General features: G+C 59.1%; 12 protein-coding genes. 7 read left to right on the plus strand and 5 right to left on the minus strand.

Going from position 1 to position 11,307, the window contains the following annotated elements:
• Nucleotides 1-417 precede the first annotated feature (417 nt).
• Nucleotides 418-1,926: a malate dehydrogenase (quinone) gene (gene mqo / locus LOY43_RS23650; RefSeq protein ID WP_095050624.1), complete on the plus strand. Its 1,509-nt coding sequence runs from the start codon at nucleotides 418-420 to the stop codon at nucleotides 1,924-1,926.
• A gap of 163 nt (nucleotides 1,927-2,089) precedes the next feature.
• On the opposite strand, the gene LOY43_RS23655 is transcribed toward mqo, so the two are convergent.
• The 3 genes from LOY43_RS23655 to LOY43_RS23665 all read right to left on the minus strand — a co-directional run bounded on the left by LOY43_RS23655 (nucleotide 2,090) and on the right by LOY43_RS23665 (nucleotide 3,640).
• Entirely contained in the window at nucleotides 2,090-2,377 is a 288-nt protein-coding gene (locus LOY43_RS23655; RefSeq protein WP_095050623.1) for a PA4642 family protein, read from the minus strand.
• 63 nt (nucleotides 2,378-2,440) lie between these two features.
• Nucleotides 2,441-2,920, minus strand: a complete 480-nt coding sequence (locus tag LOY43_RS23660; protein ID WP_095125783.1) for a hypothetical protein — start codon at nucleotides 2,918-2,920, stop codon at nucleotides 2,441-2,443.
• A gap of 162 nt (nucleotides 2,921-3,082) precedes the next feature.
• The gene (locus LOY43_RS23665) at nucleotides 3,083-3,640 is read right to left on the minus strand and encodes a hypoxanthine-guanine phosphoribosyltransferase (protein WP_008086142.1); all 558 of its coding nucleotides are present in this window, start codon (nucleotides 3,638-3,640) and stop codon (nucleotides 3,083-3,085) included.
• Nucleotides 3,641-3,804: 164 nt separating this feature from the next.
• On the opposite strand from LOY43_RS23665, the gene upp reads away from it, so the two are divergent.
• Both upp and LOY43_RS23675 read left to right on the plus strand, forming a co-directional pair.
• Nucleotides 3,805-4,443, plus strand: coding sequence for a uracil phosphoribosyltransferase (upp, locus tag LOY43_RS23670; protein WP_007912842.1), 639 nt, complete (start codon nucleotides 3,805-3,807; stop codon nucleotides 4,441-4,443).
• Between the two features lie 2 nt (nucleotides 4,444-4,445).
• Complete coding sequence (locus LOY43_RS23675) at nucleotides 4,446-5,720, plus strand: uracil-xanthine permease family protein (protein WP_077574503.1); 1,275 nt, start codon at nucleotides 4,446-4,448, stop codon at nucleotides 5,718-5,720.
• A gap of 115 nt (nucleotides 5,721-5,835) precedes the next feature.
• On the opposite strand, the gene hemH is transcribed toward LOY43_RS23675, so the two are convergent.
• Entirely contained in the window at nucleotides 5,836-6,861 is a 1,026-nt protein-coding gene (hemH, locus tag LOY43_RS23680) for a ferrochelatase (protein WP_095050621.1), read from the minus strand.
• 13 nt (nucleotides 6,862-6,874) lie between these two features.
• Nucleotides 6,875-7,777, minus strand: a complete 903-nt coding sequence (locus tag LOY43_RS23685) for a TIGR01777 family oxidoreductase (protein WP_095125784.1) — start codon at nucleotides 7,775-7,777, stop codon at nucleotides 6,875-6,877.
• A 197-nt stretch (nucleotides 7,778-7,974) separates the two neighbouring features.
• Here LOY43_RS23685 and LOY43_RS23690 point away from each other — a divergent pair, with 197 nt between their 5' ends.
• The 4 genes from LOY43_RS23690 (at nucleotide 7,975) to LOY43_RS23705 (ending at nucleotide 11,296) form a co-directional block, all read left to right on the plus strand.
• Nucleotides 7,975-8,961 carry an NAD(P)/FAD-dependent oxidoreductase gene (locus LOY43_RS23690; RefSeq protein WP_095050619.1) on the plus strand — a complete coding sequence of 329 codons (987 nt, stop codon included), beginning with the start codon at nucleotides 7,975-7,977 and terminating at the stop codon, nucleotides 8,959-8,961.
• Nucleotides 8,958-9,173 carry a TIGR02450 family Trp-rich protein gene (locus LOY43_RS23695; RefSeq protein WP_093441373.1) on the plus strand — a complete coding sequence of 72 codons (216 nt, stop codon included), beginning with the start codon at nucleotides 8,958-8,960 and terminating at the stop codon, nucleotides 9,171-9,173. The genes LOY43_RS23690 and LOY43_RS23695 overlap by 4 nt, the downstream gene beginning before the upstream one ends.
• Nucleotides 9,174-9,392: 219 nt before the next feature.
• Nucleotides 9,393-10,355 (plus strand): DUF523 and DUF1722 domain-containing protein, encoded by a 963-nt coding sequence (locus LOY43_RS23700; protein ID WP_095050617.1) that lies wholly within the window; start codon nucleotides 9,393-9,395, stop codon nucleotides 10,353-10,355.
• Nucleotides 10,355-11,296, plus strand: a complete 942-nt coding sequence (locus tag LOY43_RS23705) for a MerR family transcriptional regulator (protein ID WP_095050616.1) — start codon at nucleotides 10,355-10,357, stop codon at nucleotides 11,294-11,296. Before LOY43_RS23700 ends, LOY43_RS23705 begins: the two co-directional genes overlap by 1 nt.
• Nucleotides 11,297-11,307: the final 11 nt, after the last annotated feature.

The following is an 11,307-nucleotide window of genomic DNA, read 5'->3' on the forward strand; positions in this document are numbered from 1 at the left end:
TTTTTGAGGTTCACGTCTTCAAAAGAGCGTGAAAAAAACGGGTTTTCACAACTTCACAAGAGTGTGGCGAGCAAATGAAAAGTTTTGCGTCTGAACATGCACCATTAGCGTCTGAAACAGCCCAACGACACAGGACCGGGTATACCTCGAATATCGGAGCCTGAAGCCTGTCCGCTACGGATTTGGTTGCACAAAAACGGATGTCTCGACCATAAGTCGAATTGCCAGCTGCGTGCTGAAATGAGTTCATGGAGCTCTTGAAAGCCAAGCCGCATACATCCGTCGAAGTTGCGAAAAATTGCGAAGATTCGGACATGGCGAACCTGACCATGGATAGCCTGGACATCACTGACCTGTCCCGGAACGCCTGGCAGCCATGCCGACAATTTGGTGCTGCAGATTTTGGAGACGCGTTAAATGGCGCATAACGAAGCAGTCGACGTAGTTCTGGTTGGGGCGGGTATCATGAGTGCCACCCTGGCCGTGCTGCTCAAAGAGCTCGACCCCGCGATCAAGCTGGAAGTCGTCGAGCTGATGGATTCCGGTGCTGCCGAGAGTTCCAACCCATGGAACAACGCCGGCACCGGTCACGCTGGCCTTTGCGAGCTGAACTACACGCCGCAAGCCGCCGATGGCACCGTCGACATCAAGAAAGCCGTGCACATCAACACCCAGTTTGAGGTGTCGAAGCAGTTCTGGTCGTACCTGACCAAGAAAGGCACGTTCGGCTCGTGCAAATCCTTTATCAGCCCGGTGCCGCACCTGAGTTTCGTTCAGGGCGACAAAGGCGTTTCCTTCCTCAAGGAACGTTTCGACGTCCTGCACAAGCATCACGCCTTCTCCGACATGGAGTACACCGAGGACAAGGCCAAGATGGCCGAGTGGATGCCGCTGATGATGCCGGGCCGCTCGCCGGACGAAGTCCTCGCTGCCACTCGCGTGATGAACGGTACCGACGTCAACTTCGGCGCCCTGACCAATCAGTTGCTCAAGCACCTGACCAGCGCTCCCGACACTCAAGTCAAATACTGCAAGCGCGTTACCGGCCTCAAGCGTAACGGCGCTGGCTGGACCGTCAGCATCAAGGACGTCAACAGCGGCAGCAGCCGTGAAGTCGACGCCAAGTTCGTTTTCCTCGGTGCGGGCGGCGCGGCGCTGCCATTGCTGCAGGCCTCGGGCATCGAAGAAAGCAAAGGCTTCGGCGGCTTCCCGATCAGCGGCCAGTGGCTGCGTTGCGACAACCCGGAAGTGGTCAAGCATCACCAGGCCAAGGTGTACAGCCAGGCCGCGGTGGGTTCGCCACCGATGTCGGTGCCGCACCTGGACACCCGCGTGGTCGACGGCAAGAAATCCCTGCTGTTCGGGCCATACGCCGGTTTCACCACCAAGTTCCTCAAGCACGGCTCCTTCATGGACCTGCCGCTGTCGGTTCGCGCCGGCAACATCGGGCCGATGCTGGCCGTGGCGAAAAACAACATGGACCTGACCAAGTACCTGGTCAGCGAAGTGATGCAATCGATGGAGCAGCGTCTGGATTCCCTGCGCCGCTTCTACCCTGAGGCGAAAGCCGAAGACTGGCGCCTGGAAGTGGCCGGCCAACGGGTACAGATCATCAAGAAAGACCCGAAAAAGGGAGGCATCCTGCAGTTCGGTACCGAACTGGTGTCGGCCAAGGACGGCTCCCTCGCCGCCCTGCTCGGCGCTTCGCCAGGCGCGTCGGTGACCGTTTCGATCATGCTGGAACTGATCGAGAAGTGCTTCCCGGCCAAGGCCAAGGGTGAGTGGGCTGGCAAACTGGCGGAGATCTTCCCGGCCCGTGAAAAGGTCCTGGAAACTGATGCTGCGCTGTATCGCAAGATCAACACGCAGAACAACATCGCGCTGGAACTGGTTGAAGAAAGCAGCGAAACCCCAAGCTACGCTTGATCTTGCCGCATAAAAAAACGCCCCGTACTCAGTGAGTGCGGGGCGTTTTTTTATGGCCTTGAAAAGCAAAAGATCGTCCGATCGCGGCCCGAGCCTTCGGCAGCTCCTACAGGGTAAACACAAACTCTCTGTAGGAGTTGCCGCAGGCTGCGATCTTTTGATCTTAGCTGCGGGCCTTGTCGATCAGCCCGATGTACTCGGCCGCGTTGCGCTGATCCTTGATCTGAGCAACGAACGTCTGACCGTGCTCGTCCTTGCCATCCACGTCATAACCGGCGGCAACGAAGAACGTCAGAAACCGCTCGAAATCATCAATGCGCAGGCCACGGTAAGCCTTGATCAGTTTGTGCAGCGACGGCGAAGTGGCGTCGACCGGCTCAAAATCGAGGAACAGCTTGATCTGCTCATCGCCGATCTCGTCACCAATCACTTGTTTTTTATCTTTACGCATTGCCGACTCCAGCTCGCAGACATTACACGGGGCGGGCAGTTTACCCCTGCCCGGCCGCCCGGCTCAACGCGATCGCACCGCCCCGGTGTGCAAATCGGCCCAGATATGGCCATTGGCGTAACTGAGGAACTGCACATACATAGTGTCGTTGCGCAGCAGATCGATGATCACGCGGTATTGGGCCTGTGGATAAAACAGTGTGAGGGTTTTGCTCTTGTCGTCATAAACCGGCTTTTTCAGGCTTTTGCTTTCACCGTCGAAATTGACCAACACCTGAGTAATGGTCGCGCCTTTGTTGAGGGATTTGCCCTTGAGGCGAATCATCAATGGAGACGTGACCGGAATCGGTTGTTGATTGGACTGGCGTTGCGCGCCGACGACCACAGAATAATCAGTGACCTGCAGCAATTGCTGCTGCTCGGGCTCGGCATCGCGCACGGTCAGATCGTCCGGCGGCAGGAATTGACTGTGCATCGGCGCGGCGGAAAGAGGCAGGCAGAAGATCAAGGAAAACGCGGCGAGGCTGCGGATCAAGAGGCGCATGACAGGCTCCGGAAGGCGGGGCCGAGCACTCTAGCATGGGTATCGTGCAAACAAATGTAGGAGTGAGCCTGCTCGCGATAGCGGTCTGTCAGCAACGTTGATGTTGGCTGATACGACGCTATCGCGAGCAGGCTCACTCCTACAGGGGGTAGTGCTGGGTTCTTACATGCCTTTAACGGCAAAGATCCCGTTGGCGTTGCGCCAGTAGCCTTTGTAGTCCATGCCGTAACCGAAGATGTAGCGGTCGATGCACGGCAGGCCGACGAAATCGGCTTTCAGGTCTGGACGCGCCTTGCGGTCGTGATCCTTGTCGATCAGAACGGCGGTGTGCACTTTGCGCGCACCGGCGTGTTTGCAAAAGTCGATGATCGCGCCGAGGGTGTGACCTTCATCGAGGATGTCGTCGATGATCAGCACGTCGCGGTCGATGAACGAAACTTCCGGCTTGGCTTTCCAGAACAGGTCGCCGCCGCTGGTTTCGTTGCGATAACGGGTCGCGTGCAGGTAGGAGGCTTCCAGCGGGAACTGCAGATGCGTCAGCAGTTTGCCGGAGAAAATCAGCCCGCCGTTCATCACGCAGAACACTACCGGATTGCTGTCAGCCAGTTGTTCGTTGATTTGTGCACCGACGCGGGCGATGGCGGCCTCGACTTCAGCTTCGGTGTACAGGCAGTCAGCCTCTCGCATGATTTGACGGATATGCTCGAGATCAGCGGACATGGCGCTCTCCAGGGGGGGGATGTTTTCGGAAAAGCGGGCAAAGGTACGCATCCATTGAGGCCGAATCAAGCCTTTATGGACTAACGTACAGAATGTCCTATAGGACATCACCCTCGGATAGATTAATCTAGGCCGGTTTTTTTGCCCGCCGCCGGAGTTTTTCCATGCCCATCCTCGAGATCCGCCATCCGCTGATCCGTCATAAACTCGGCCTGATGCGCCGCGCCGATATCAGCACCAAGAACTTCCGTGAGCTCGCTCAGGAAGTCGGCGCCCTGTTGACCTATGAAGCTACAAAAGATTTGCCGCTGGAGTCCTACGATATTGCAGGCTGGTGCGGCACCGTGTCGGTCGAGAAGATCGCCGGCAAGAAGATCACCGTCGTGCCGATCCTGCGCGCCGGCATCGGCATGCTCGAAGGCGTGCTGAGCCTGATCCCGGGTGCCAAGGTTTCCGCTGTGGGCGTTGCCCGCAACGAAGAAACCCTGCAAGCGCACACTTATCTGGAAAAACTGGTTCCGGAAATCGACGAACGGTTGGCGATGATCATCGACCCGATGCTCGCTACCGGCAGCTCGATGGTGGCGACCATTGATCTGTTGAAGAAAGCCGGCTGCAAAGACATCCGCGCCATGGTGCTGGTGGCCGCGCCGGAAGGTATTGCCGCTGTAGAAAAGGCTCACCCGGACGTGACCATCTACACCGCGTCCATCGATGAGCGCTTGAACGAGCACGGTTACATCATCCCAGGACTTGGCGACGCCGGTGACAAGATCTTCGGCACCAAGCAGAAGGACGCGTGACCATGCAGCAAGAGTTCAACGATCCGCTCTGGCGTACGGTGTTGTCCGGCGCCCAGATGCTGTTCGTGGCTTTCGGCGCCCTGGTGCTGATGCCGCTGATCACGGGCCTGGACCCGAACGTGGCACTGTTTACCGCAGGTCTTGGGACGATCCTGTTCCAGATCGTCACCGGGCGTCAGGTGCCGGTGTTTTTGGCGTCGAGCTTCGCTTTCATCACCCCGATCATTCTCGCCAAGGGCCAGTTCGGCCTCGCCGCGACCATGGGCGGTGTGATGGCGGCCGGTTTCGTCTACACCTTCCTCGGTCTTGCCGTGAAGATCAAAGGCACCGGATTTATCGACCGCTTGCTGCCACCGGTGGTGATTGGTCCAGTGATCATTTCCATCGGCCTGGCCATGGCGCCGATTGCCGCGAACATGGCGATGGGCAAGGCTGGCGACGGTTCTGAACTGATCCATTACCAGACCGCGATGCTGATCTCGATGCCGGCATTGCTGACCACATTGATCGTGGCGGTGTTCGGTAAAGGCATCTTCCGCCTGGTGCCGATCATTTCCGGCGTGCTGGTCGGTTTTGCCATGGCGTTCTATTTCGGTGTCGTTGATACCGCGAAGATTGCCGCAGCGCCATGGTTTGCGATCCCGCACTTCACCGCGCCGGAATTCAACTGGCAGGCGATTCTGTTCATCGTTCCAGTGGCATTGGCTCCGGCCATTGAACACATCGGTGGCGTGATTGCCGTCGGTAGCGTGACCGGTCGCGACTATCTGAAGAAGCCCGGCCTGCATCGCACCCTGCTCGGTGACGGCATTGCCACCACCGCCGCCGGTCTGTTCGGCGGCCCGCCAAACACCACCTACGCGGAAGTGACTGGCGCAGTGATGCTGACCAAGAACTACAACCCGAAAATCATGACCTGGGCGGCGATCTTCGCTATCAGCCTGGCGTTCATTGGCAAGTTCGGCGCGCTGCTGCAGAGCATTCCGGTGCCGGTGATGGGCGGGATTCTGTGCTTGCTGTTCGGCTCGATCGCGGCGGTGGGGATGAACACCCTGATCCGTCACAAGATCGATCTGGGCGAGGCGCGCAATCTGGTGATCGTGTCGGTGACGCTGGTGTTCGGCATTGGCGGTGTGCTGGTCGGCACCGGCACCGGTCCAGACGACTTCGGCCTCAAAGGCATCGCGTTGTGCGCGGTGGTGGCGATTGCGCTGAACCTGATTCTGCCGGGCAATGATGGCTGGAAGAACAAGAAGGCGGATGAGCCGCTGATCTAAGCCTTTAGATCTGATCGTTCCCACGCTCTGCGTGGGAATGCCTCTAGGGACGCTCTGCGTCCAGTGACGCGGAGCGTCACGGGCTGCATTCCCACGCGGAGCGTGGGAACGATCATCACAGGGCCAGCGGCGCTCTTTCGCAGAGGGTTGCCAACGCCTTAGCCCATTGCCGGTCGTCATTCAGGCACGGCACCAGCACCAACTCTTCGCCCCCCGCTTCGCGGAACTGTTCCTTGCCGCGATCACCAATCTCTTCCAGCGTCTCGATGCAATCGGCGACAAACGCCGGGCACATCACCAGTATTTTCTTCACGCCGCTTTTCGCCAGCTCATCCAGCCGTGCCTCGGTGTAGGGTTCGATCCACTTGGCCCGGCCCAGACGCGACTGAAACGATACCGACCATTTGCCATCCGGCAGGCCCATGCGCTCAGCGAACAACGCCGCAGTACGCAGGCATTGCGCGCGATAACAGGTCGCCAATACCGCAGGCGAGGCGTTCTTGCAGCAGTCTTCATTCTTGAAGCAATGATTGCCGGTCGGATCGAGTTTGGTCAGGTGCCGCTCAGGCAGACCGTGGAAGCTCAGCAGCAAGTGATCGTAATCCTGCTGCAGATGCGGCCGGGCGCTTTCGACCAGCGCATCCAGGTATTCCGGCTGATCGTAGAACGGCTGCAGTACCGACAGTTGCACGTCGAGTTTCTTTTCGCGGATCACCCGCTTGGCTTCTTCGATCACTGTGGTCGTGGTGCTGTCGGCGAACTGTGGATACAGCGGTGCCAGCGTGATGCGCTTGTGCCCCGCCGCCACCAGTTTCAGCAGGCAGGTTTCAATCGACGGCTCACCATAACGCATCGCCAGCTCCACTGGCCCCTGCTTCCATTGCGCCTTCATCTGCTCTTGCAGGCGCCGGCTGAGCACCACCAGCGGTGAACCTTCGTCCCACCAGATCGACGCATAGGCGTGGGCCGACTGCTCCGGGCGCTTGATCAGGATCAGCGACACCAGCAAACGCCGCACCGGCCACGGCAGGTCGATCACGTACGGGTCCATCAGGAATTGATTGAGGTAGCGGCGCACATCGGCCACTGAGGTTGAGGCCGGGGAACCCAGGTTGACCAGAAGCAAGGCGTGATCGGTCATGCAACGTCCTATTTCAGAGGCGGCTGGAAAGATCGTCCAGGGCCGCGCGTAAATCCGTGAACTGGAAAGTGAAACCCGCTTCCAGCAAGCGTGCCGGCATAGCCTTCTGGCCGCCGAGCAACAGCAATGACATCTCACCGAGGCCGACCTTCAGCGCCAGGGTCGGCATCGGCATGAACGCCGGGCGGTGCAACACGCTGCCCAGTGTCTTGGCAAATTCGCGATTGCGCACAGGTTTCGGCGCGCACGCATTATAAGGACCACTGGCCTGATCACGATGCAGAAGAAAATCAATCAGGGCGATTTGATCGTTGATATGAATCCACGGCATCCACTGCCGGCCATTGCCCAAAGGCCCGCCGAGCCCGAGTTTGAACGGCAACAGCAAGCGCGACAAAAAGCCGCCCTCGGCCGACAGCACCAGACCCGTTCGCACCAGCACCACGCGAATGCCTTGTGTCTCGGCACGCTGTGCGGTTTCCTCCCAGGCAATACACAACTGACTGGCGAAGTCGTCGATCACCGGCGGCGAATCTTCAGTCAATTCGCGCTCACCGCCATCGCCATACCAGCCAATGGCTGATCCGGAGATCAGCAACGCTGGTTTCTGCGCGCGCGTGTCGAGCCAGGTCAACAGGGTTTCCGTGAGCGTGATACGGCTGCTCCACAGCAACGCTTTGCGTCGATGGGTCCACGGCCGATCGGCAATCGGCGCCCCGGCCAGATTGATGATCGCGTCCACAGGCTCTTCGCCAAGGTCTTCCAGACGCGCAATACCCCGCACCTGCGCACCACAGATTTTCGCGACTTTCTCCGGTTTGCGGCTCCACACCGTCAAGCGATGCCCCTGCTCCAACCAGTATCGGCAGAGCGCACGTCCGATCAAACCAGTACCGCCGGTCAGCAATATGTGCATGACATCTTCCTCGCGTGGCGTTTAACCCGGATCACTAGTCTATTTTTAAAAGCAGGGATCTTTTCTATCGGGCAGGCTCTATTGTTTAACCATAGGCCAAGCTGTCAGATCGAGAACGCTAGAAGTTATACCAAAAAACAAAATTGTACAGGTTTCATCCACGGCGTAGTCTGTACAGAAAGGTAAACGAGGCCCCTATGACTGTACCTATCGCAATCATCGGCACCGGCATCGCCGGACTTTCCGCCGCCCAGGCTCTGACAGAGACCGGGCATACCGTGCAATTGTTCGATAAAAGTCGCGGCAGCGGCGGGCGCATGTCGAGCAAACGCAGCGACGCCGGTTCACTGGACATGGGCGCGCAATATTTCACCGCGCGTGATCGGCGCTTCGTCACCGAAGTGCAGCGCTGGCAAAGCCTGGGCTGGGTCGCCGAGTGGACACCGCAGCTCTACACGTATCAGGGCGGGCAACTGAATCTGTCGCCGGACGAGCAGACGCGCTGGGTCGGGACGCCACGCATGAGCGCCATCACTCGTGGACTGCTCGATGGCTTGGAAGTGCACTTTGCCTGCCGCATCACCGAGGTCTTTCGCGGTGAAGAACACTGGCATCTGCAGGACGCCGAAGGCTTCACCCATGGCCCGTTCAGCCACGTGGTGATCGCCACGCCGGCCCCTCAAGCGACAGCCTTGCTGGCCGCAGCCCCGAAACTTGCCGGGGCCGCCGCCGGGGTGAAAATGGACCCGACCTGGGCTGTCGCCCTCGCCTTCGACACACCGCTGGATACGCCCATTGAAGGCTGCTTCGTGCAGGACAGTCCGCTCGACTGGCTGGCACGCAACCGCAGCAAGCCCGGACGTGACAACAGCCTCGACACTTGGGTGCTGCATGCGAGCAGCGCGTGGAGCCGGCAGCACATCGATCTGTCCAAGGAAGCTGTGATCGAGCAACTGCACGGTGCTTTTGCCGAATTGCTGCACAGCGCCATGCCCGCGCCAACCTTCAGCCTCGCCCACCGCTGGCTCTACGCACGTCCGGCGACGGGCCACGAATGGGGGACCCTGGCCGATGCCGATCTGGGTTTGTATGCTTGCGGCGACTGGTGCCTGTCCGGGCGCGTCGAAGGCGCTTGGCTCAGTGGCCAGGAAGCTGCGCGACGCTTGCACGAACACCTGCAATGAACCGCATCAATCCGCGTAAATTGCTGCTGTCGAAATGGACAGCAGCCCACCCGCAGAACCGTGAAAAACACTTTCTGGTGACAGAGTTGTTTCGCGACGAGGAAGGCACGGTGCTGGAAGTTGAGTTGCAGGCGGTGTTGACCCAGCGTGCGGAGCGACTCGATTGGCAGACACTACAAAACAACGCTGAATGGCTGCAGGGCTGGAAGTAAATACCGTCCCCTGTGGGAGCGAGCTTGCTCGCGAAAACGGTGTGTCAATCAATGAATTTGTTGAATGTTAATCCGTATTCGCGAGCAAGCTCGCTCCCACAATGAACCGCGCTCAACCGAAAAAGTTATACAAACCATTTGACTTGTACACCCATGAATCTATGCTGAGCAAAGTTGTACAGAGATCAACCTCTGTACAGGTATGGATTCGAGGTGCCCATGTCTGACTCTTGCGCAGCCAAACCCAAAATCGCCATCAGCGCCTGCCTGCTGGGCGCCGAGGTGCGCTACAACGGTGGACACAAGGAATCCCGCCTGTGCAGCCGCACCCTCACCGAACATTTCGATTTCGTCCCAGTGTGTCCGGAAGTCGCGATCGGTATGGGCATCCCGCGCGAGCCGATCCGCCTTGTCGGCGAGGCCGAGCATCCGCAAGCGGTCGGCACGGTAAACCCGTCGATCAACGTCACTCAGCCATTGGCCGAGTACGGCACAAAAATGGCCGCCGAGCTGAATGACATCTGCGGCTACATCTTCATGCAGCAGTCGCCGTCCTGCGGCCTCGAACGGGTCAAGGTCTACCACGCCAACGGCGCCCCGGTGAACGGCGGCGGGCGCGGGATTTACGCCCAGGCGTTCTGCGCACAGCACCCGGATCTGCCCGTGGAAGAAGCCGGGCGCCTCAACGATCCGGTACTGCGTGAGAACTTCATCACCCGTGTGTTCGCCTACAGCGAATGGCAACAGGTCCTCGCCAATGGCCTGAGCCGTCGCGCCCTCACCGAATTCCATTCGCGCTACAAATACTTGCTGATGGCGCACAACCCACTGCAATACAAAACGCTGGGCAAGTTGTTGGGCAATATGGCCGACACCGATCCCGCCGAACTCGGCCCGCGCTATTTCAGCGAACTGATGGCCGCCCTGAAGAAATGTGCCACGCGCGGCACTCACAGCAATGTCCTGCTGCACATCAGCGGTTATCTGAAGCAGGCGATCAGCGCCGAAGACAAACAGGAAATGCAACACGTCATCGGCCAATACCGCCAGGGCATCGTGCCGCTGGTGGTGCCGTTGACGTTGCTCAAGCATCACTTTCGCCTCCATCCGGATTCCTACATCGCGCAACAGGTTTACCTGCAACCGCACCCGGAAAACCTCAGCCTGCGAAACGCAATCTAATGAACGACAAAATGGATACCAGCGCCCAGGAAGACCTTGGCGCGGATTTTAAGAAAGCCCTCGACGAGGGCTGGCTACCGATTCGCGAAGTCGCGCGGCAGACCGGCGTCAACGCGATCACCCTGCGCGCGTGGGAGCGCCGCTACGGGTTGGTCGTGCCACAACGCACGCCAAAGGGCCACCGACTATATTCGGCCGAACATGTGCAGCAAATCCTGACCATCCTCACCTGGCTTAATCGTGGTGTTGCCGTCAGTCAGGTCAAGCCGCTGCTCGACGCACCACAGGCGTTCAGCGAATCGGTGGAAAACGACTGGCAGCATTTGCGCCAGACATTGCTGGCGGCCGTCACGCAGCTCAATGAACGCAGCCTCGACGACAGCGTCAATCAGGCCATGGCGCTCTACCCGCCACGCACGCTGTGCGAGCAATTGCTGATGCCGCTGCTGGCGGAACTGGAGCAGCGCTGGCAAGGCCAGTTCGGCGCGCAGATGGAGCGGGTGTTCTTTTATTCGTGGCTACGCAGCAAATTCGGCACACGCATCTACCATAACAATCGTCAGCTACATGGCGCCCCGCTGTTGTTGATCAATCACTCCGACCTGCCACTGGAACCTCATCTGTGGCTGTGCGCGTGGCTGATCAGCAGCGCCGATTGTCCGGTGCAAGTGTTTGACTGGCCGCTGCCGGCCACCGAACTGGCGCTGGCGGTCGAACACCTGCAGGCCCGTGGCGTACTGCTGTATTCCAGCAAAGCCATGAACCTTGCGCAGTTGCCCAAGCTGCTGAACGGAGTCAGTTGCCCAAAAATGCTGGTCGGACCAACGGTATGCATCCACCACGCCGAGTTGTCCGTAAAAACCTCCGAGATGGCTGATGTGTTCCTGGCGGAAGACGCGCTTCTTGCGCACCAGGAACTCGTTCAGCGCGGGCTGATTTAATGGACGCCGTG

The organism is Pseudomonas sp. B21-041 (assembly GCF_024748675.1).
GTDB classification, from domain to species: Bacteria; Pseudomonadota; Gammaproteobacteria; order Pseudomonadales; family Pseudomonadaceae; genus Aquipseudomonas; species Aquipseudomonas neuropathica.